Source organism: Mycobacterium sp. 050134 (assembly GCF_036409085.1).
In the GTDB taxonomy this organism is placed as follows: domain Bacteria; phylum Actinomycetota; class Actinomycetes; order Mycobacteriales; family Mycobacteriaceae; genus Mycobacterium.
The window spans coordinates 93013-113675 of sequence record NZ_JAZGLV010000009.1; the positions used below are offsets into that span (position 1 = coordinate 93013).

General features: G+C 68.5%; 22 protein-coding genes. 10 read left to right on the plus strand and 12 right to left on the minus strand.

Annotation, left to right across the window (positions count from 1 at the left end):
* Positions 1–31 precede the first annotated feature (31 nt).
* Positions 32–2272, plus strand: a complete 2241-nt coding sequence (katG, locus tag SKC42_RS12645) for a catalase/peroxidase HPI (protein ID WP_330964644.1) — start codon at positions 32–34, stop codon at positions 2270–2272.
* 201 nt (positions 2273–2473) lie between these two features.
* Here the strand turns inward: katG and SKC42_RS12650 are convergent, their stop codons facing one another.
* A complete protein-coding gene (locus SKC42_RS12650) occupies positions 2474–3265 on the minus strand; it encodes a DUF1906 domain-containing protein (RefSeq protein ID WP_442932113.1) in 792 nt (263 codons plus the stop codon).
* Positions 3266–3663: 398 nt separating this feature from the next.
* Here SKC42_RS12650 and SKC42_RS12655 point away from each other — a divergent pair, with 398 nt between their 5' ends.
* The 3 genes from SKC42_RS12655 to SKC42_RS12665 are packed head-to-tail and all read left to right on the plus strand — an operon-like array spanning position 3664 to position 6744.
* The gene (locus SKC42_RS12655; RefSeq protein WP_330964645.1) at positions 3664–4920 is read left to right on the plus strand and encodes a glycosyltransferase family 4 protein; all 1257 of its coding nucleotides are present in this window, start codon (positions 3664–3666) and stop codon (positions 4918–4920) included.
* Positions 4914–5681: a class I SAM-dependent methyltransferase gene (locus SKC42_RS12660; RefSeq protein ID WP_330964646.1), complete on the plus strand. Its 768-nt coding sequence runs from the start codon at positions 4914–4916 to the stop codon at positions 5679–5681. The genes SKC42_RS12655 and SKC42_RS12660 overlap by 7 nt, the downstream gene beginning before the upstream one ends.
* Entirely contained in the window at positions 5668–6744 is a 1077-nt protein-coding gene (locus SKC42_RS12665) for a prenyltransferase (RefSeq protein WP_330964647.1), read from the plus strand. The genes SKC42_RS12660 and SKC42_RS12665 overlap by 14 nt, the downstream gene beginning before the upstream one ends.
* Here SKC42_RS12665 and SKC42_RS12670 read toward each other — a convergent pair.
* On the minus strand, positions 6725–7402 hold the full coding sequence (locus tag SKC42_RS12670) for a class I SAM-dependent methyltransferase (protein WP_330964648.1): 678 nt from the start codon (positions 7400–7402) through the stop codon (positions 6725–6727). The genes SKC42_RS12665 and SKC42_RS12670 overlap by 20 nt on opposite strands.
* 664 nt (positions 7403–8066) lie before the next feature.
* Between SKC42_RS12670 and SKC42_RS12675 the strand changes: the two genes are divergently transcribed.
* The gene (locus tag SKC42_RS12675) at positions 8067–8888 is read left to right on the plus strand and encodes a glycoside hydrolase family 16 protein (protein WP_330964649.1); all 822 of its coding nucleotides are present in this window, start codon (positions 8067–8069) and stop codon (positions 8886–8888) included.
* On the opposite strand, the gene SKC42_RS12680 is transcribed toward SKC42_RS12675, so the two are convergent.
* From SKC42_RS12680 to SKC42_RS12690, 3 genes are all read right to left on the minus strand, one after another.
* On the minus strand, positions 8846–9709 hold the full coding sequence (locus SKC42_RS12680; protein ID WP_330964650.1) for a TIGR03560 family F420-dependent LLM class oxidoreductase: 864 nt from the start codon (positions 9707–9709) through the stop codon (positions 8846–8848). The two genes, SKC42_RS12675 and SKC42_RS12680, sit on opposite strands and share 43 nt — an antisense overlap.
* Before the next feature lie 83 nt (positions 9710–9792).
* Positions 9793–10638 (minus strand): class I SAM-dependent methyltransferase, encoded by an 846-nt coding sequence (locus SKC42_RS12685; protein ID WP_330964651.1) that lies wholly within the window; start codon positions 10636–10638, stop codon positions 9793–9795.
* A gap of 23 nt (positions 10639–10661) precedes the next feature.
* On the minus strand, positions 10662–11327 hold the full coding sequence (locus SKC42_RS12690) for a hypothetical protein (RefSeq protein ID WP_330964652.1): 666 nt from the start codon (positions 11325–11327) through the stop codon (positions 10662–10664).
* 102 nt (positions 11328–11429) lie between these two features.
* Between SKC42_RS12690 and SKC42_RS12695 the strand changes: the two genes are divergently transcribed.
* Positions 11430–12440 carry an NADP-dependent oxidoreductase gene (locus tag SKC42_RS12695; RefSeq protein ID WP_330964653.1) on the plus strand — a complete coding sequence of 337 codons (1011 nt, stop codon included), beginning with the start codon at positions 11430–11432 and terminating at the stop codon, positions 12438–12440.
* A gap of 2 nt (positions 12441–12442) precedes the next feature.
* Here the strand turns inward: SKC42_RS12695 and SKC42_RS12700 are convergent, their stop codons facing one another.
* Genes SKC42_RS12700 through SKC42_RS12710 form a run of 3 tightly spaced genes read right to left on the minus strand, consistent with a single transcriptional unit; the run spans position 12443 to position 14197 of the window.
* Positions 12443–13291, minus strand: coding sequence for a class I SAM-dependent methyltransferase (locus SKC42_RS12700; RefSeq protein ID WP_330964654.1), 849 nt, complete (start codon positions 13289–13291; stop codon positions 12443–12445).
* A gap of 37 nt (positions 13292–13328) precedes the next feature.
* Positions 13329–13553, minus strand: a complete 225-nt coding sequence (locus SKC42_RS12705; RefSeq protein ID WP_330964655.1) for a DUF2905 domain-containing protein — start codon at positions 13551–13553, stop codon at positions 13329–13331.
* A gap of 2 nt (positions 13554–13555) precedes the next feature.
* A complete protein-coding gene (locus SKC42_RS12710; RefSeq protein WP_442932114.1) occupies positions 13556–14197 on the minus strand; it encodes an SOUL family heme-binding protein in 642 nt (213 codons plus the stop codon).
* Positions 14198–14410: 213 nt separating this feature from the next.
* Between SKC42_RS12710 and SKC42_RS12715 the strand changes: the two genes are divergently transcribed.
* Positions 14411–14665: a hypothetical protein gene (locus tag SKC42_RS12715; RefSeq protein WP_330964657.1), complete on the plus strand. Its 255-nt coding sequence runs from the start codon at positions 14411–14413 to the stop codon at positions 14663–14665.
* A gap of 199 nt (positions 14666–14864) precedes the next feature.
* Here the strand turns inward: SKC42_RS12715 and SKC42_RS12720 are convergent, their stop codons facing one another.
* Both SKC42_RS12720 and SKC42_RS12725 read right to left on the minus strand, forming a co-directional pair.
* On the minus strand, positions 14865–15719 hold the full coding sequence (locus SKC42_RS12720) for a lysophospholipid acyltransferase family protein (protein ID WP_330964658.1): 855 nt from the start codon (positions 15717–15719) through the stop codon (positions 14865–14867).
* Positions 15712–16524 carry a class I SAM-dependent methyltransferase gene (locus SKC42_RS12725; RefSeq protein ID WP_330964659.1) on the minus strand — a complete coding sequence of 271 codons (813 nt, stop codon included), beginning with the start codon at positions 16522–16524 and terminating at the stop codon, positions 15712–15714. The genes SKC42_RS12720 and SKC42_RS12725 overlap by 8 nt, the downstream gene beginning before the upstream one ends.
* An 82-nt stretch (positions 16525–16606) precedes the next feature.
* On the opposite strand from SKC42_RS12725, the gene SKC42_RS12730 reads away from it, so the two are divergent.
* Positions 16607–17185 carry a TetR family transcriptional regulator gene (locus SKC42_RS12730; protein WP_330964660.1) on the plus strand — a complete coding sequence of 193 codons (579 nt, stop codon included), beginning with the start codon at positions 16607–16609 and terminating at the stop codon, positions 17183–17185.
* A gap of 43 nt (positions 17186–17228) precedes the next feature.
* On the opposite strand, the gene SKC42_RS12735 is transcribed toward SKC42_RS12730, so the two are convergent.
* A complete protein-coding gene (locus SKC42_RS12735; RefSeq protein ID WP_330964661.1) occupies positions 17229–18134 on the minus strand; it encodes an NAD-dependent epimerase/dehydratase family protein in 906 nt (301 codons plus the stop codon).
* 182 nt (positions 18135–18316) lie between these two features.
* Between SKC42_RS12735 and SKC42_RS12740 the strand changes: the two genes are divergently transcribed.
* A complete protein-coding gene (locus tag SKC42_RS12740) occupies positions 18317–18637 on the plus strand; it encodes a hypothetical protein (protein ID WP_330964662.1) in 321 nt (106 codons plus the stop codon).
* 103 nt (positions 18638–18740) lie between these two features.
* Positions 18741–19388, plus strand: coding sequence for a PE domain-containing protein (locus tag SKC42_RS12745; protein ID WP_330964663.1), 648 nt, complete (start codon positions 18741–18743; stop codon positions 19386–19388).
* Here the strand turns inward: SKC42_RS12745 and SKC42_RS12750 are convergent.
* Positions 19383–20567 (minus strand): acyl-CoA dehydrogenase family protein, encoded by a 1185-nt coding sequence (locus tag SKC42_RS12750; protein WP_330964664.1) that lies wholly within the window; start codon positions 20565–20567, stop codon positions 19383–19385. The two genes, SKC42_RS12745 and SKC42_RS12750, sit on opposite strands and share 6 nt — an antisense overlap.
* Between the last annotated feature and the right edge of the window lie 96 nt (positions 20568–20663).

Consider the following 20663-nt stretch of genomic DNA (forward strand, 5'->3'; position numbering starts at 1 on the left):
CGCAGCCCGATTGACCGAAGAAAGGAATGCTGTGTCCTCCGATATCTCCGAAAGCCGTCCGCCCCACGATAATTCCAAGACGTCCAGCAACAGCGAGAGCGAGAATCCGGCGATCTCCTCGCCCGAGCCGAAGGCGCGCGGACCCTTGACGAACCGGGACTGGTGGCCCGACCAGGTCGACCCGTCGACGCTGCAGCCGCACAACCCCAAGTCCAACCCGCTCGGTGACGACTTCGACTACGCCGCAGAGTTCGCCAAACTCGACGTCGACGCGCTCAAGGCCGACGTGATCTCGGTGATGACCACCTCCCAGGACTGGTGGCCCGCCGACTACGGCCACTACGGGGGCCTATTCATCCGGATGAGCTGGCACGCGGCGGGCACCTACCGCATCTTCGACGGCCGCGGCGGCGGCGGTCAGGGCATGCAGCGGTTCGCCCCGCTCAACAGCTGGCCGGACAACGTAAGCCTGGACAAGGCCCGCCGGCTGCTGTGGCCGGTCAAGAAGAAGTACGGCAACAAGATCTCCTGGGCCGACCTGATCATCTTCGCGGGTAACTGCGCGCTGGAGTCGATGGGCTTCAAGACCTTCGGGTTCGCGTTTGGCCGCGAGGACGTCTGGGAGCCGGAGGAGATCCTGTGGGGTGAGGAGGACACCTGGCTGGGGACCAACAAGCGCTACTCGGGCAAACGTGACCTCGCCCAGCCCTACGGGGCCACCACGATGGGCCTGATCTACGTCAATCCGGAAGGGCCCGAAGGCAAGCCGGATCCCATCGCCGCGGCCATCGACATTCGCGAGACGTTCGGCCGGATGGCGATGAACGACGAGGAGACCGCCGCCCTCATCGTCGGCGGCCACAGCTTCGGCAAGACCCACGGGGCCGGCAGCGGCGATCTGGTCGGGCCCGAGCCGGAGGCCGCCCCGATCGAACAGCAGGGCCTGGGCTGGAAGAGCTCGTACGGCACCGGCGTGGGCAAGGACGCCATCACCAGCGGCCTGGAGGTGGTCTGGACCGCGACCCCGACCAAGTGGGGCAATGGGTTTCTGCAGAACCTCTACGGCTACGAGTGGGAGCTGACCAAGAGCCCCGGCGACGCCTGGCAGTTTGTAGCCAAGGACGGCGCCGGTGCGGGCACCATCCCCGACCCCTTCGGTGGGCCTGGCCGCGCACCGACCATGCTGGTCACCGACGTGGCGCTGCGAGAGGACCCCACCTACCGGCGGATCACCCAGCGGTGGCTGGAGCACCCCGAGGAGCTGTCCGAGGCGTTCGCCAAGGCCTGGTACAAGCTGCTGCACCGCGACATGGGACCGATCAGCCGCTACCTCGGCCCGTGGATCCCCGAGCCGCAGCTGTGGCAGGACCCGGTCCCCGCGGTCGACCACGAGCTGGTCGACGAGCAGGACGTCGCATCGCTGAAGAGCAAGGTCCTCGAGTCCGGCCTGTCGGTTCCACAGCTGGTCAAGACGGCGTGGTCGGCGGCGGCCAGCTACCGCAACACGGACAAGCGCGGCGGCGCCAACGGTGCCCGGTTGCGCCTGGAGCCGCAGCGGAACTGGGAGTGCAACGAGCCCTCCGAGCTGGACAAGGTGCTGCCGGTCCTGGAGAAGATCCAGCAGGACTTCAACGGCTCGGCTTCTGGCGGCAAGAAGATCTCGTTGGCCGACCTGATCGTGCTGGCGGGATCGGCGGCGGTCGAGAAGGCGGCCAGGGACGCCGGCTACGAGATCAGCGTGCATTTCGTGCCTGGGCGTACCGATGCCTCTGCGGAGAACACCGACGTGGAGTCGTTCGCGGTGCTCGAGCCGCGGGCCGACGGGTTCCGCAACTACGTTCGTCCCGGCGAGAAGGCCCCGGTGGAGCACCTGCTGATGGAGCGGGCGTACCTGCTCGGGGTGACGGCACCGGAAATGACCGTGCTGATCGGCGGCCTGCGTGCCCTCGGCGCCAACCATGGCGGCGCCAAGCACGGCGTCTTGACCGACCGGCCGGGCGCGTTGACCAACGACTTCTTCGCCAACCTGCTCGACATGGGTACGGAGTGGAAGCCGTCGGGAACTGTCGAGAACGTCTACGAGGGCCACGACCGCGCGAGCGGCGAACTGAAGTGGACCGCCACCGCGAATGACCTTGTGTTCGGGTCGAATTCGGTGCTGCGCGGGCTGGCCGAGATCTACGCCCAGGACGACAGCCAGGGCAAGTTCGTCGAGGACTTCGTCGCGGCATGGGTCAAGGTCATGAACAGCGACCGGTTCGACCTCAAGTAGTCAGCTCGACCCTGCGACGCCCCGGGAGCCCACGCGCACCCGGGGCGTCGTCGCGTTGGTGGCGGGTGGCGGGGTGCGATGCCCGTCGCGCCCGCGGCTCGCTCGCGACACGGCTCGCTCGCGACACGTAAACCACGTACACGACACGCCGGGTGGGGTCGCGCTGGTTTACGTCTCGTGGACGCGGGCGCCGGACTCAGCTCAGCGGGCGAGGTCCCACTGGCCGAAGTCGGCGGCGAGGACGTCGTCGATGTCGACGTTGATCCCGCCGAGCAGTGGGCTGGGATTGGACGGGCTGTTGACCACCGCTTGGTAGAGCACCGCCGCGGGTTCACGCTCGCCGTGCGACCACGACTTGGTCTGCCAGGCCCACCGGTGTCCGGGCGTGCTCGATTGCCCGACGACGCCGTCCCTGATCGCCCACCCGCACGCTTTGGCGTGCCCGTAGATGCCGGTGCGGCCCACGCCCAGCGCGGAGTTGATCCCGCGGAACCAGTCGACGGCCTGACCGTTCCAAGTGTTCTCGTCGATGTCGTCGTCGACGCTGAAAAAGATTGGAGCAGAAGGAGGCCCACCAGCGGCGGCATGCAGGCCCATGGCGGTGCGAGCGTCCGCCACCCCGCCGTCGTGCCCGCGGGTGAAGTCCGACGGGTCGGGCCAGCCGGGCTTGCCGTACTGGAAGTTGCTGACGATCTGCAGGCCCGCCGCGCGCAATGAGTCCGCGTACTCGCGGGTGATGGGTTTGGCCTCGAAGTTCGCCCCCGGCCGCGACGCCGAGACGTAATTCACCACGCCGTCGTAGCCGGCCACTTTGATCTCGTCGGGCGAGATCCGCCGCTCGGCGAAATCGATCAGCCTGGTGGCGGCGGCGGATGCCGCCGGCGCTTCCAGGCCGGCGGCCGCGCCGAGCAGGACCGGCGTCAGGGCTGCGCACTTGAGGAGGCCGCGCCGGGTGACGGGGCGGGGTCCGGGTGATGCAGCCGAGTCAGGCACGGCGCGATGGTAACAACCCCGCACCCGGCTCAGAATCGATGCTCGGCCTTGATGAACTCGGCGGCGCGCCCACCGATGACCACGCACGGCGTCCGGGGCGGCTCCTCTCCACAGAACGGATCATCCGGTTAACGAGCGCGTTGCACGTCGGTTCGACGGTGTGGCCAAGCGGTCCGCACGTCGCGGTGAACGCCCAAGTGGCATGATCTTCGCGTGGGGGACATTTCCGGTACGGTCCGGGCGCGGCGCCGCGATGTCCGAGGTCGTTGCGCTCTCTTAGGCGAGCGAACTATAGTCTGGACACATGTCCAGTTTGCTGTCACGGAGTTCGGGAGTCCGTTGACGGCGTTGGATTCGGCGCCATTCCGCCACCGTTCACCAGCACAGAAGAGTTGAGTATGCGAATTGCCTTGCTGTCCTACCGTAGTAAGACCCATTGCGGCGGACAGGGCGTCTACGTGCGACATCTCAGCCACGGCCTGGTGGAACTCGGTCACGACGTCGAGGTGTTCTCCGGGCAGCCGTATCCCGACCTGCTGGACCCGCGGGTGTGCCTGACCAAAGTGCCCAGCCTGGACCTCTATCGGGAGCCCGACCCGTTCCGGGTGCCCCGGCCGAGCGAGATCCGCGACTCGATCGATCTGCTGGAACTGCTCACGGTGTGGACCGCGGGCTTCCCCGAGCCGCGGACGTTCACGCTGCGGGTCGCCCGATTGCTGGCCCAGCGCGCGGACGACTTCGACGTCGTCCACGACAACCAGAGCCTGGGGTCGGGGCTGCTGACCATCGCCGGGGCGGGGCTGCCTGTGGTGGCGACCGTGCACCACCCGATCACCCGCGACCGGGTGCTCGACGTGGCGGCCGCGCAATGGTGGCGAAAACCGTTGGTGCACAGGTGGTATGGCTTTTCCAAGATGCAGAAGCAGGTGGCGCGGCAGATCCCGGACCTGCTGACGGTGTCGTCGTCGTCGGCCGCGGACATCGTCACCGACTTCGGCGTCTCCCCCGCGCAGCTGCACACCGTGCCGCTGGGCGTGAACACCGAACTGTTCAAGCCCGGAACCAAGCCGCGGCGGCGCGGGCGGGTCATCGCGATCGCCAGCGCCGACACCCCGCTCAAGGGCGTCCGCACTCTGCTGCACGCGGTCGCCCGGTTGCGCACCAGCCGAGACCTTGAGTTGCGCCTGGTGGCAAAGGTGGAGCCCAACGGCCCCACCCACAAGCTGATCGCCGAGCTGGGAATCTCCGACATCGTCCACATCACCAGCGGGGTCTCCGACGCCGACCTGGCCGCGCTGTTCGCCTCGGCCGAGGTTGCCTGCATTCCTTCGCTCTACGAAGGCTTCTCGCTCCCGGCCGTGGAAGCCATGGCGAGCGGCACCCCGATCGTCGCGAGCCGGGTGGGTGCACTGCCGGAGGTGGTCGGATCCGACGGCGCATGCGCCGAGCTGGTGCCGCCCGCCGACGTCGACGCGCTCACGCATGCGCTCGGTGACCTGCTCGACTCGCCGGAGAAGCGCCGCAGCCTGGGCGCGGCGGGACGGCATCGCGCGGTCAACGTGTTCAGCTGGGAGGCCGTGGCGGCGCAGACCGTTCGGGTCTACGAGCGGGCCATCGCGCGCGGGGCCGTCGCCGAAGGCGAAAGCCTATGCTGACGGTCGATTTCGACCGGCTAGCCATCGGGCCGTCCGTCAAGGTCATCGACGTCGGCTGCGGGGCGGGCAGGCACGCCTTCGAGGCGTACCGTCGCGGCGCGGACGTCGTCGCCTTCGACCAGAACGCCTCCGAGCTGCGCTCGGTGGAGACCATGCTGCAGGCGATGGCCGAGGCCGGCGAGGCGCCACCGGAGGCGTCGGCGACCGCCGCGCTCGGCGACGCGCTGCACCTGCCCTACGCCGACGAGACGTTCGACTGCGCCATCGCGTCCGAGATCCTGGAGCACATCCCCCAGGACGACGCCGCCATCGCCGAACTGCTCAGGGTGCTCAAAGTTGGTGGGACATTGGTGGTCAGCGTGCCGCGATGGCTGCCCGAGCGGGTGTGCTGGCTGCTGTCCGACGAGTACCACGCCAACGAGGGCGGCCACGTGCGCATCTACCGCGCCAGCGAATTGCGGGACAAGATCCGCAGCGGCGGAATGGAGTTGACGCACGAGCACCACGCCCACGCCCTGCACGCGCCGTTCTGGTGGCTCAAATGCGCGGTGGGAGTGTCGAATCCGGACCATCCGGCGGTGGCCGCGTACCACAAGCTGCTGGTGTGGGACTTGATGCGGCGGCCCAAGGTGACCCAGCTGGCCGAGGCGCTGCTCAACCCGCTCATAGGCAAGAGCGTGGCAATGTACTTCACCAAGCGGCGCGCCGTTGAGGGCGGGGAAAACGCCGCGGGACCGGGGTATTCCGTTGCGTCGGTTTGATCCGCCGGGCGTTCCGGGCGTCGTCACCCCGGAGCAGTGCCGGCAGACGGCGCTCTCGATCGCCGCGGCGCAGGAATCCTCGGGGGCCATCCCCTGGTTCGAGGGCGGTCACACGGATCCGTGGGATCACGTGGAGTGCGCGATGGCGCTCACGACGGCGGGATTGCTGGAGCCGGCGCGGGCCGCCTACGAGTGGAGCCGCCGCACCCAGCGGGCCGACGGATCCTGGCCCATCCAGACGCGCGCCGGTACGGTCGAAGACGCCAACAGCGACAGCAATTTCTGCGCTTACATCGCCACGGGAGTGTGGCACCACGTGCTGATCACACGCGACAAGGCCTTCGCCGCGCGAATGTGGCCGGTCGTGCGTAAGTCGATCGACTTCGTCATCGACCTGCAGTTCGGCTACGGTGAGATCTCTTGGGCGCGAAGCGAAGCCGGGCCCATTCCGGAAGCGCTGCTGACGGGGTGCGCGAGCATGTTCCACAGCATCCGCTGCGCGTTGGCGCTCGCCGGCCTCATCGGCGAACCCCAGCCGGAGTGGGAGCTGGCCCTCGGGCGGCTCGGCCACGCGATCGCCGCGCATCCGGAGGCGTTCACCGAGAAGGAACGCTATTCGATGGATTGGTACTACCCCATCCTCTGCGGCGCGCTGCGCGGCACGGCGGCGGCCGCGCGGATCAGGCAGCGCTGGGACGATTTCGTGGTCGGCGGTTTGGGGATCCGCTGTGTGGACGACCGCCCCTGGGTGACCGGCGCGGAGACGTGCGAGCTGGTGATGGCCCTCGAGGCGCTCGGTCACCGGTCGACCGCGCACGAGCAGTTCGCCGCCATGCAGCACCTGCGCGAAGAGGACGGTTCCTATTGGACGGGCCTGGTCTTCGCGGACGGCAAACGCTGGCCCGAGGAGCGCACGACGTGGACCGGGGCGGCCATGATCCTGGCCGCCGACGCGCTGACGGACACCACCGCGGCGGCCGGCATCTTCCGCGGGGACGTGTTGCCGATGGGTCTGCAGACGGACTTCGATTGCGAGTGCGTCGTCAGCGGGCCGGGCCGCTGACCCGCTCCCCCGGCGTGCCGGCGACGCGTTCGAGCACCCGCAGCGAGCCGGTCGCCGACACCTCCCGGAACTGGCCGGAATCCACTGCGCGGCAGTAGATCAGATATGGTGGACGGCCGCCGTCGCGAGGGTCGGGGAAGACGTCGTGAATCATCAGTGCCCCGCCGACGGCCACCCACTTCGCCCAGCCGTCGAAATCCTGGTTGGCGGCGATTTCCGAGTGGCCCCCGTCGATGAACAAGAACTGCAGCGGCGTCCGCCACGCCTTGGCCACGACGGGCGACTTGCCCACCACGGCGACGACGTGATCGCCGAGGCCGGCGGCATCGAGGGTGCGGCGAAACGTCGGCAGCGTGTCGAACAATCCGGTGACCTCGTCGACCATCGACGCGTCGTGGTACTCCCAGCCGGCCTGGTGTTCCTCCGAGCCGTGATGGTGGTCCACGGTGTAGACCACTCCTCCGGACTGCCGTGCGGCCGCGCCCAGGAGCAGCGTGGATTTTCCGCAGTATGTCCCGATTTCGACGGCGACGCCGCCGTTGAGATAGCGCAGGGCGGCGTCGTAAAGGGCGCGACCCTCGTCGCCCGGCATGAAGCCCTGCGTCTGTTCGGCCAGCGCGAAGAGATGCTCGGTGGCGGTGACGTCGGTGCGATTCATCAGCCGAACCTATCGCGGGCTCGGGTATGTAGGTCGCCCGGTGTCAATAACAAACGGCGGCGTGACGCCGAAGTTCTACTACAAATCGTCGTAGATTTCGAGGCCGATATTCGCCGTGAAAAGCGGATCGAGGAAGTGAGAGTGGCGTTTCGTTATTGCGCAGGGAGGTGAGGATTCCACCGCTCGAATAGGCGCCGGCGCCCGCTCATGCGGGGGTGTCGCTGCTCGAGTACGACCCCATGACGCGCATTCCGGCGGCTACATCACGGCCCGCGGCGTGCGCCCGCTGACGCGCGACGACGGAGGGGTGCCGGCGAATGGCCTCGGTGCGTTCTCGCGTTCGGCGCTGGGCCGCGACCCAGCGCGGGTGGAATTCGAGGAAAATAACCGTCGCCCCGGATTCGTTCGCCACGATTTTCAACTCCCCTCAGAGCAACCTGCCAAAGCTACCGACGGTGGTTACCAGCCTGTGATCAAGAATGCCCTGGCCATCCTGAGACCAAACCATCTCTGAAGATGAGAATTAGCCATGAATTATTCCCGCAATGTCTCGGCGACCTCCGCGGCGCCGGCCCTTCCGATCGAGCCGCGGCGCCAACGACGACCACCGACGGAAATTGTGGGTTCGGCTGTGTTGGAAGGCGGCTGCTATCGTCCCTTGCTTATGCCGGAGATGGATCGTCGCCGCATGATCTTGACGACGGGGATAGGTGTGCTGGCGGCCGCGCTGCCCGTCGCAAAAGCCCAGGCCACGCCGGCGGGCCCGCCCGCCGCTCCCAGCGGCCAACCCGGGACCTACATCTTCCAGGACGAGTTCGACGGTCCCGCCGGCTCGGCCCCTGACGGGTCGAAGTGGGCGATCGCGCGGGCCCGCGAGCAAATCAAGGACCCTACCTACTGGGAGTTGCCCGAACACATCGGCCAATACCGGGACGACCGCCAGAACGTCTTCCTCGACGGCAAGTCCAACCTGGTCCTGCGCGCCGCCAAAGACGGGCCCACGTACTACAGCGGCAAGGTGCAAAGCCTGTGGCGCGGGGGCGTCGGGCACACCTGGGAGGCCCGGATCAAGCTGGACTGCCTGACCGCCGGCTGCTGGCCCGCTTTCTGGATGGGCAACGAGGGCGAGGGCGAGATCGACACGATGGAGTGGTACGGCAACGGCAACTGGCCGGCGGCGACCACGGTCCACGCCAAGGCAAATGGCGGTGAGTGGAAAACCCACAACATCGCGCTCGACAGCGCCTGGCACACCTGGCGATGCCAGTGGGACGAGGCCGGCATCCGGTTCTGGAAGGACTACGCCGACGGGGCGCAGCCCTATTTCGACGTCCCGGCCAGCTCGCTGCCGGACTGGCCGTTCAATGCGCCCGGGTACACCGTGTACCCCGTCTTCAACCTCGCCGTGGCGGGATCGGGTGGCGGCGACCCGACCTCGGGCAGTTACCCGGCGCAGATGCTCGTCGACTGGATACGGGTCTGGTAGGAGAGCGCCCGGCAGCGTTCGAGCAGCGCCATCGTCGGTGGTTCGCGAAACGCGAGCACCATCTGCTCGCAGCCGAGCTGCTCGAATTCCGGCAACAAGCCGAGTTCGTTGTCCACCTGGGCGGGTTCCGTCGGGTACAACGACAGCTGCGCGGAGCGCACAATCTCGGCCGGTCTGCGTCCCACCTCGGCACATGCTTCATCGAGCCGGGCATTCACGTCGCTCCATCGCTCCGGCCCCTCATGCGCGGGCATGTTCCACATATCGGCGTGGCGCGCGACGACCCTCAGCATCTTGGGCTCCGTGCCGCCGATCGCGATCGGCGGGTGGGGGCGCTGCAGGGGTTTTGGTGCGCAGAACGCGTCTTGGAGATTGAAGAACGTCCCCTTGAAAGTGACCGACTCTTCGGTCCAGAGCCTACGAATTACCGTCAGAGCCTCATCAACCATCGCGACGCGCGTGCCGGGGCTGGGGAACCGGATGCCATAGCCGCGATGCTCGGCCTCATGCCAACCGGCGCCGAGCCCGAAGACGAGACGCCCGCCGGAGATATGGTCAACGGTCGCCGCCATCTTGGCGAGGATCGCGGGATTTCGGTAGGTGACGCCCGAGACGAGGCAGCCGACGCGCGCTTGTTCAGTCACCGCCGCCATGGCGGCCAGGGCAGTCCACCCCTCGTAAGTCGGATCGGTGTGTTCGATTGGCCCGTAAAAATGGTCGTAATCCCATATGGCTTCGAAACCAAGGCGATCCGAGGTGCGCCACAACTGCTCAAGTTCCGCATATTTGAAGCTGAGATCGAACTTGACCGTGATTTGCATGTGGGGATATTACGGTCTGCGCCCGGCTTTCGTGCGAGTAGGGCGCAATTGGGCGGGTCACCGGCTGAACAACGGAAAGCGGCTCACCGAGTGAGCAGTGCCACCGCGCTCCATGGCGTGCCGCCGGGACGGCGCGGGTCCGGCTGCGGCAGCCAAGCCAGGGGGCGCATCGCCAGCGGCAGGCGATGAAACCGCCGGGCGGCCAGATATAGCGCCTCCACTTCGACCGTCCGCCAGCCGAGGCTTTCGAAGTAGGCGAGCCCGTTCTCGGGCGCGAACTTGAACGGCGCGTTCTGCAGCATGCCGGCCATTTTCTTGTTCATCATCTTCTTCAGGCCGGGGCCGGCGAAGTCGAGCATCCACCACGTGACTTCCGGCCTACGGATCGCGCCCGAGAGCGCGGCCACGTCGGCTTCTTCGAGGTACATCAGCAGGCCCTCGGTGAGCACCAGCGCTCTGGCCGCTCCGGCCAGCGCCTCGTCGAGGAAGGCATCGCGGGCCTGCGGATCGGCTAGGTCGACGGCCGCCTGGGTTAACCGGCAGCGCGGCACCTGGTCGGCGAGCAGCTGCGTCTTCTCGGCGAGCAGCTTGGGCAGATCCGCCTCCACCCAGGTTAAGTCCGGCGGCAGGTCTAGACGATAGGGACGGGTGTCCAGCCCGGCGGCCAGATTCAGCACCCTGTCGCAGCCGTCGGCGATCGCGGCGGCGATGGCGTCGTCGATGAGCTTCGTCCGGGCGACGAGCCACCAGCCGTTGCGGGTGCTGCGCGGGACCGCCGCGACGATCGCCCGGCCGTGTTCGCCGGCGAGGCGTTCGGCCAGCGGGTCGCGAAACAGGGCGTCCGGGCGGCCCGATTCGGTCGCTCGGTGCAGCGCCGTCCATCGCGCCGTGTCGGAAACGTGGGTGATGCTGTGCCCCGGGTCTGACATACGGTGCGTTATAGCACCGCCGTTCAGGTGCCGGCGAACCAGGCGGCGGTTATCGTCCGCGTCTGCGGCGGCGGAAAGCGGTCGTTACCGGGCGCGCCCAGTGGGCCGACCTTGACCGACCACACCGGACCCGACTTGTCGATGCAGGTGCCCGGGGGCTGGTCGGGTAGGCACAGGACCGCGACGCTGGTGACGTCGGCGCCGCACCCGTAGAAGCCGACGTATCCGTCGGTTCGCCCGCCCCAGGCGCCCCCGTTGCGCGCCAGACATTTCGTCCCGTCGTCGAGCGTCAGGGCGAACGGGGTCGGCTCGGCGGGGTGCTGCACGGGCGGCAGCGGCCCGGTGTAGTTCACCCGGTGGAGACGCTTGTCCCATGGGTTGTCGACGCAGAGCAGCGACCCGGGCGTCGAGGGCCAGCAGGTCGCAGCGTCCGCCGCGCTCGGGGAGCAGGAGTAGATGTTGTCGGCGACCGCCGACGGGGACGACGTGGTGCAATCGCTGACGGTGGCGACGTTGCCTTGCGGGGGCGCCTCCTGATAGCCGTTGACCGGCTGGCCGCCCGGCCCGACGGCCACCGCCGTGGTCACCTGGGTGGGCGGCGGGTCGGCGGCCGCCGTGCCGGCCATCACCGTTACCCCCAGCGCCGCGGCGACGATCCACACCAGGGCGACGCGTGACACCACATTCATGAACTGACCTCCCCGTCCAGAGAACCCTTGCGAGCCTTTGTGCAGACTAGAGCGCCAACGCCGCCGCGGTTGGCTTCTCGCGCCGATTGGTACGGTGCGGTCATGGCCGAACGCAATCGCCGCTACCTGCTCCGCGACCGACCCACCGGGCGGATCGGCCCGGAGACCTTCGAATTGAGCGAGGACAACGTCCCCGACCTCGGCGAGGGCGAGGCTCTGGTGCGGGTCGAATGGATATCCCTCGACCCGACGAACCGCATGTGGATCAACGACACCCCGACCTATCTGCCGCCGGTCGCCATCGGTGAGGTCATGCGCGCCGCCGGTCTCGGCGAGGTCGTCGCCTCGAAGAACCCCCGCTACGCCGTCGGGCAGAAGGTGCAAGGCCTGCTCGGCTGGCAGGACTACGCGGTCATCACCGACGCGTCGTTCCTGACATCGGTCGACGTCGCCGACGGCATCTCGCCGAGCACCTATCTCGGCGCGCTGGGATCCACCGGGCTCACCGCGTGGGTTGGCATCAACGACATCGGCAAGCCCCAGCCCGGGCAGACGGTCGTGGTCTCCGCCGCGGCCGGTGCGGTCGGATCGGTCGCCGGGCAGCTGGCCAAGGTCGCCGGCGCGCGGGTCGTCGGGATCGCTGGCGGCCCCGAGAAGTGTGCACTGCTGACCGACCGGCTGGGCTTCGACGCGGCGGTCGACTACCGAGCCGACGACTGGGCCGCCCAGCTCTCGGCGGCGACGCGCAATGGCGTCGACGTGGATTTCGAGAATGTCGGCGGCAACATCATGGACGCGGTCTTCGCACGGCTCAACATCGGTGCGCGCGTTGCCCTTTGCGGATTGATCTCCGGCTACAACGCGGCCGATCCCCCGCCGGGCCCGCGCGCGTTCGGCAACCTGCTGATTCAGCGCGCCACAGTGCAGGGCTTCATCGTTCTCGACCACCTGGGGCGGGCGGCGCAGGCGGCCACCGAGATCGGCGGGCTCATTGCCGCGGGCAAGCTCACCCCGCTGGAGACCGTCGTCGAGGGATTCGAGCAGCTGCCGACCGCGATCAACATGCTGTTCGACGGCAAGAATGTCGGCAAGCTCGTGGTCAAAACCGGCTGAACTCAGCCGAATTCGAGCACCGCGTAGACGCCACGGAACGGCTTCACCGGCCCGAACCGCCACAGCGCGGGGTAGACGCGGCCGAAGAACAGGCCCCGCCCCCTAGGCATTGGGACGTCGCGCACCGCGCGGACGCCGGGCATTGTTGCCGCGAGCTTTTCGAGTTGGCCCAGCGACAGGCTGAACGGCATCGGCGGCACCCGGTACCGCCTGGACGACCGCAGTCCCTTCCGGGCGACCCGCTTGACGATGGTCGGCGGGAGATCGAAGAACATCTGACCGCCGGGAAACCTCCTGGCGCACTCGGCGATCAGGCCGACCGCCTGGTCGGGCTGCAGGTACATCAGCAGGCCCTCGGCGGTGATGAACACGCCGTCGTCGCTGTCGACCGCGTCCATCCAGCTGTAGTCGAGGGCGGATTGCGCCAGCTCGGTGATTCGGCTGGAATGCGGCAGAAGGCGCTGACGAAGCTCGATGACCGGCGGAAGATCGACTGAGAGCCAACGGAAGTGGGCGTCGGGCAGGGCGTGGTCAAGGCGCCAGAAGGTGGTCTGGAAGCCCTCCGCGAGCGCGACGACCGTCGCCCTGGGGTGCGCGGTGAGGTAGCCGATCGCACACCGGTCGACGGCCAGTGAGCGCAGAGCCATCTCCGGGCCCTTGCGCCCGAATTTGTCGAAGTCGAACGCGATGGATTCGACAAGCCTCACCGCCATCGGGTCGTCGATGATCGGGTGCGGTTGGGCGGCCTGGTGGGCCCGTCCGCGCAGAGTCAGCAGCGCCGTTTCCGAGACGCCGGTCAGTTGGCCGGCGTCCACTTTCTGGTTGGCTTCCGTTTCGTGGTGGGCGTCCATCACGCCAAACCGTACCGGCCCGAGCGCACCGGCCGCGTCACCGCCGGAACAGATAGTGCACGACCGACCCCACCAGGGTCGCGGCCAGCGACACCAGGAGCATCGACACCACCGGAACATAGATGCGCACGTTGCCGCGCTCGAGCCGGATGTCGCCCGGCAGGCGGCCGAACCACGACAGCCCACCCGCCCACAGCAGCACACCGAACAGCACGGCAAGCATTCCCGCCGCTACGACGAGCGGCCCGCTGTTCCGGTCCACGGCTAGGCTGGCGCGGACGCCGGATCGACCGTGACCGCGATCTCGTTGCGGCGGCGCATCGGCAGCGTCCAGGGCGGGTCGTAGAACCAAGTTTCGGGCTCCCCGGTCGGCTCGATGCCCTTGTCCCGCAACGTTTTCAACAGCTCGTTGGTGCGGCGGGCCACGGCCTTCGGGCTCCAATCACCGCTGAACCGCAGGACTGCCACCGTTTCCGGCGGTACGGTGACCAGCCGGACCTGGTCGTCGTTGGGTGTCGGCAGGGTCTCCAACGTCCACTTCGCCGGCATGAAAAACCTGATGGCCCAGCCCTTGTCGGCGCGCGCGGACTGGACGACCGGTGCGGTCATCGCGATCGACTCACCCCGTCTGGGCCGCTGGGTGACGGGCGCAGTCATCGAGATTGTCCGGTCGCTGTGGTTGCCGCCGAAGATGTACCCCGCCAGCCGGCGAAACCCGACACTGCGCGCCCCGTTCTCGTCGTCGGCAACCGTCGTCTCGGCGGCGATGCGCGGACCGTACCAGCGGATCTCCATCGTGTCAGTGAGCGGGCGGCGGGTGAACTTCGGCTCCTCTAGGCCGACGCGGATGCCGCCCACCGCCAGCACGGACTCGACGACCTGCCCGGCGAGCTCGATCGGGTTCATCATCGGAATTGTTCCCTTCCTCGATCGCGGGGGCGTCCTGCCACCGGCTTCGCGGCATCCCTTGAATTGACCCACCTGCGTGCTGGTGCCGCAAGCGCCGCAGGTCGGGCGCCTCTGCGCCGTCAACGTTGGGATCGGTAGCCACCGGTGCGGTCTGTACTCATCGCAACGACGACGCCAACTCCGGCGGCGCCACACGAAAGGAAACCACACATGAAGATCGTGCCCACCGGCATCGAAGAGCAGATCAACCGCGTCGACCGGCAGCGCAGCCTGTACATCGGCATCAGCGCCGGCCTGGTCGCCCTGTGGAGCGTCTTCCGCCTGTTCTGGGTCCTCTACATCGGGATGACGTTCGGTTGGTTGATGGGGGCGATGGCCTTCCAGCTCGTGCTGTGGGGAGTCATCGGCGCCGCCGCGGGCGTCGCCGCCGTCGGATTCCTCACCCGCTACAGCAAGGGATCTTGAGCCCCGTCCGGCCCCGGAGAGTTCCGAACCTGCCTCAGGTTCGGAACTTTTCCGCGTCGAGAGCTCGCGCCGGTCGCCGGCCTCGCCTCCCCTCGTCCTGGCCCGCGAGACGTAAACCACTGCGAGCGGCGTCGGCGTGTCGTCGCAACCGGTTACGTGTCGTCGCGGGAGGGGGTAAGGCGAGGCGCGTGAGAGTCGCTCACGGGACCACGGCGCCGCTCCACGCCAGCGGGTTGAGTTCCCGAAACGGGTCGTCGGCACGCACTTGCCGCAGGTCGACCAGGATCTCCTCGAGCGCCCGCTGGGTGCGCGCCTTGACGATGTCCACCCACTGCTCCCCGGTCACGCCCAACGGCGTCGTCGTATCGATGGGCGTCCCGAAGCGCAAATACATGCGCTGTGGCCGCGGGATCCAGGTGGGGCCGATCCCCCGCAGCAGCGGCATGGCCATGTCGGGGCGGCCGTTCAGCCTGCGGCCCAATGCCTCGCTGAACCTGCCGTAGACGCTGTCGCGAGTGGTCAGGCTGCGGTAGACGTCGTCGCCGCCGACGAGGCCGGCCGGCACGATCGGGTAGCCGTTCTCCACCGAGATCCGGGCGAATCCTGCACGGCCCTGCCAGCGCAGGGTGTACTCCTCGCCCTTGAACTTGGGGATTTCCCGGCCGCCGCCGGGAAACACGAGGATGGTCTGGTCGTGGCGCATCAGTTCATGGGCCGTCTCCGGTGCGCCGACCACTCCGCCGAACGCCGCCAGTAAATCGGCGGGCAGCCCACGCATCCGGCCGAAGCCGCGGTCGGCCAGGGGGCGCACCCGGGTCCCGACCTCCCGACGCACCGCATCGGAGATCAGGAAGATCTCCGACCCGAACTGGGTGTGGTTGCCCACCAGCAGGAATCGGCCGTCACGGGGAAGATTTTCGGCGCCGGCGACGTAGGGCCGGGACAGATCGGAGACCGGCCGCAGCCACTCGGTCACCGAGTCGAGCGCCCGGCGCAGCGTCCGAACCCGCCCGTTCGGCCGCATGATGGCGGTCAGGTCGATGCCCTCAGCCACGGTCGTCCGCGTCCGGTCGGGAGAACACGACGGTGATCGACGGCGGGCCGAACCGCGCCTTCGAGGGCAGCACCTCGACCCGCATTGCCGGATCGACCGCGCACGCAAGGGTTTCCAGCGCGGACGGACTGTAGGCGCGCAACGCGCTGATGAACCCGTCATGCAGGCCGGGCCACACCCACGACCACGGCAGCATGATGAGATTCATGGGCAGCGCCAACACGGGAAACAACATGGTGGCGAGCGGGTTTCGCCGCTTGAGGTCGATGACCAGGAATCGCTTGCCCACCCGGGTCGCCTCGGCGATGGCGCGGCAGGCCACGGCCGGCGGCAGGTGGTGGAAGGCCAGCGCGAACACCACCAGGTCGTAGCTGTTGTCCGCTGCGTCGATCGCAGTGGCATCGATCACCTGCGCCCGGGCTCGCGGGTGGCTGCCGAGCGCCCCGCCGGCGATGTTGGCCACCGAGGTGGGGTCCACGTCGCTGACCGTGACGTTGGCCGTCGGATGCTGCTCGAGGATCTGCGCCGAGAGCTTGCCGTGGCCGGCGCCCAGTTCCAGGATCCGCGGGTTGGGGACGTCCGCGACCACCTCGAGCGCGGCGCGCGCGTGCTTTTCGTGCTGGTTGGTCAGTGCGCCCAGGCGGTCGAGCATGCCGATGACCCGTTGCTTCACTTCGTCCGGAACGTCGTCGCGGTCGAGGTACTCCAGCGTGTCGGTTTCGAATCGCCGATCGAGCCACGAGGCGTCGGGGCCGCCCCTCGGCATGTTCGCAATCGCCTGTTCCAGCGCTTCGTTGGCGGCCATCGGGGCGCCTTCCTTTCTCTCGAACTTCGTCGTCGCCACCACCATAACAGACGAACCAGTTCGTCTGACTATGATATTCCTCATGAGGACCCGAACTGAGCTGCGCGGCGAGATCCTGGCCGCCGCTCGCGCGGAGTTCGCGCAGTACGGCCTGGCCGGCGGGCGCATCGACCGCATCGCCCGGGCGGCAAACGCGAGCAAGGAACGCCTCTACGCGCACTTCGGCGACAAGGAGACGTTGTTCCGGGATGTGGTGAGCACCGACGGCGCCGAGTTCCTGAGCGCTGTCGAGCTACGCCCGGATGCCGTCCCCGAGTTCGTCGGCGGCGTCTTCGACCTGGCCCAGAGCCGGCCCGAGCATCTGCGAATGATCACCTGGGCGAAGCTGGAAGGGTTTCCGCTGGACAAGCCCGAGTTCGACGGCGAACACCCGCCCGAGCGGGCTGTCGCGGCCATCGAGCAGGCGCAGGCGGACGGCCACGTCGATCCCGAGTGGGAACCGCAGCAGCTGCTCGTCTTCCTGTTCGCCATCGGGTTGGCCTGGGCGCACTGGCCGGACCCCGCGGCCGCCACCACCGATCCAGACGTCATCGCCCGGCGCCGCGCCGCCGCCGTCGAGGCGGCGGCCCGCATCGTCGAACCCCGCCCGCGCTACGCGTAACCGGCGCCAGCGGGACGCCCGCCGCGTTATGACTCGCGGATCGTCATTCCGCGCTGACGAGCTCCGGATGGAACTTGGCCGCCATCCGCCGCAGCCCGTCGCGCCAGTCCACCGACGTCCCCCCGATCAGCTCGCGCATCCGGGTCGCGTCGGTCGGGTTGCCCCGCAGCGCCTGCGCGCTCTCCTCGAAGACCGGCTCCTTGCCGACGAGCGAGCCCAGGTACCCGCACCACTCCTGGATGCTGACGGTCTGCTCGCCGCACCAGTTGACGGTGGTCGCCGGTACCGATGCCGCGGCAAGCAGCTTCGGGATGGTCGCGATGATGTCGTCCTCGTGGATGGGGTTGTAGCGGGCGGGTCCACCGGTCGGGACCGGGATGGGGATGCCGGCCAGCATCATCTCCATGTGGTAGAACGGCCAGCCCCCGTTGTCGCCATACGGGACGTTGAGTCGGGCGATCGTGGTGGGAATGCCGAGGACTCGGGCCGTCGAGCGGGCGACGACCTCGCCGGCGATCTTCGAGATGGAATAGGTGGGGAACAGGGGCTTGTGGTTGTCGCCCAGGGCGGCGTCCTCGGCGCGGGGTTCGTCGCCCGGCGGGTCGTAGACCGCCGCCGACGAGCAGTGCAGGAATGCCTTGGCGCCGCGGCAGTGCGCCATCAGCGCGCCGACCGACTCCGCGTTGGCCGCGAGATCCTTGTCCCAGTGCCCGCTCTTGGCGACCGCCAGGTTCAGCACATAGTCGAAGTCCGTTGGCAAATCGCCGAATTCGCCGGCCGCCAGGTTGACGGCCTGGCACCGCACGCCGGCCTTCTCGAGCGCGTCCCGCGTGTCCGGGTGGGTGAAGCGCGCGATCCCCCACACCTCGTTGTTGCGCGCCAGGGAGGTTGCGATGGGGGTGGCGATCTGGCCGGTAGGGCCGGTGATGAGGACCTTGGATCCGCGCATGCGCTGATGGTAGGCCAGCGCCCGGCGGTTCGCCCGCGTGGTGCGGCAGCGTCGAATGCCGTTGCGGGGCCTCATCCTGCGTAGCCCCGCACCTGTTGGCCCGCAACGCCGTACCGCCGTTCCCGCCCATTAGGGCCAATGGTCCCTACTCTCGGTGACAAGGGTGCGACATCATTCGACACATGACGCATCCAGACGAACTCGCCGCCGACCCGGCGGTCGTGACGGAGCCGTCCGGCGACGACGAGCGGCCGGGCAGGCTGTTCGAGGTGGCCGCGGCCGTCGGCATCGTCGCGGGGATCGTGTTCGTCGTCGCGGTGGTCTTTTTCGCCGGCTTTTTCCTGGGCGGGTCGTCGGGCGGCTACGGCGATGGGCGCCCCGGCCCGATGGGTGCCGGCGGGCGGATGGGAACCTGTCCCATGATGGGCGGCGGAATGATGCACCCGATGATGCCCGGCGGCATAACCGCTCCCGCGCCGGCCCCCGGCCTCCCGCGTCCCTAGCCAAAAAGGTGCGCTGAGCCGGTCCGCCGGGCTTTAGAATCGTCCTAATGGCCAGCGCGGCCGGAACGGATAGGCGTTATAGGAGCGGTCTCACGTGGAACCGATGTCAATTGATTACGCAGCCGCCGCGATCGGAGCCGAGTTGGTCGAAATCGCCACCCGCGCATTGGGTTTCGGCGCCGCTGCACTGCCGTCGCTGACCGCCTTGGCGCCGGCCGGGGCCGAAGAGGTGTCGATGCAGGCGGCGGCGGCGTTCGCGGCGGAGGCCGAGGCGATGCTGGCACTCACCGCCGCCGCCCAGCAGGAACTCGCCCGCGCGGGTGCGGCTGTGACTGAGATCACGCAGATGTACACACAGGTCGACGGTGAGGCGGCGGGATTGCTGACGGTGAGCGGCGCCCGATTCGCAAGCCAGGCGTTTGGGGGCGGCGGAAACCTCGCCGCCGGGCCCATGTCCGCGGAAGCCCTCGCGGCGGCGGCACGCACGCCGCTGCTCGGGAACCTGGTCGAGGGCATCGCGGCGACCAATCCGGCGACGGCGGTGCCGGCGGCGGCCAACGTCGCATCCACCGTGCTGGGCGCCGGCGCCGCCCCGCTGAGCTCGATCGGCCAGGTCGCCTCGATGGGTGGCGCCGCCGCCGGGCCGGCGGCCTCGTCCACCGCGCCGACTCTCGCGTCGTCGGACGACCCAGACGACAAAGAAACCGCAGAAGACCGGGGCGCCGAGGATCCCCGCGGCGTGATGCTATAGCCCCGGTTGGTCCTCGATGATGCCGAGCCATATCTGCGCCGCGTCGATGGCCACCTTCTCGCTGATGAACGCATGCTGCGTCCCGGTGTAGATGTCCCGGAAAGCGCGTTCGAGGCGGGTGCCCTCGCGGATGGAGCTGGTGCCCGCGACCAGATGGGCCCACTCGGCGCAGGCCCGCGCCGTGTCGGTGGCGTAGACGGCGGCGACACGCATGTCCGCCCGCAGCACGGGGGTCAGGTCCTTGCCCCCGCTGACGGCGTCCTCCGCCGAGGTGAATGCGTCGAGCACCAGCAGGCGGGCCGCGCGCCACGCGGCCCGGTGATGGGCCAGCCCCTTCTGGAAAGTGGGCCGGCTGGCTAGCGATGCCATGTCGCTCATCCGGAACTTCGTCGCCGCCAATTCCTGGACATCGTCGAGCATGCTCTTGGCGACCCCCAACGCCCACGACGCGTGGCCGGCGGCCGTCACTGGCATCAGGCCCATGCGCCCCGCCGGTGAGGTGCCCCGGTGTGGCTGCCGGACGAATAGTTCGAACGTGCGGCACGACGGCACGAACACGTCCTGCGCGCTGTAGTCGTACGAACCGGTTCCCTTGAGGCCCTGCACATGCCAGCCGTCGTTGAAGCTGATCTGCTCGCGCGGGACCACGGCGACCCGCATTTCCGGGAGGCCCTCGCTGATCCAGCGCATCTCCCCCTCGTCCATCGGCACAAACCCGGCCGCGACGTATTGCGAGTGGCCGACGCCGGAGCCGAAGTTCCACGCCCCGTTGAGCAGGTAGCCACCCTCGACGGCGATGCCCTGCCCGTTGGGAAAGAACTGACCGCCCAGGGTGACGCGGTTGTCGTGTGCCGCGAACACCTCGGCGAAGCCGTCGTCGGGCAGGTAGGCCGCGGCCGCGAACGACGACGGCAGGTTGGCGATGCCGATCCAGCCGAAAGACCCATCCTGCCAAGCCATTTCGATCCAGGTCTCGATCATCTCGGAGAACGACGGTTCGACCCCGCCGGCCGGCACGGGGTTGAACGCGGACATCAGCCCGCAGGACCACATCTCGTCGACGATCCTCGCGGTGAGGGTGCGCTCCTGTTCGGAGGCGGCGGCCTCGGACCGCACGAGTTCGCGCATGCCGCGCGCCAGCGAGACAACCCGGTTGTCCGTGTCGACTGTCGACGTCATTGTCTTCTCCCCATCATCGGAGACGGTTGCGACGAGAAAACTGTAATCGGTGGCCGAGCGAACTATCCGCACGCGTTCGGGCCTCTTACGCTTGCG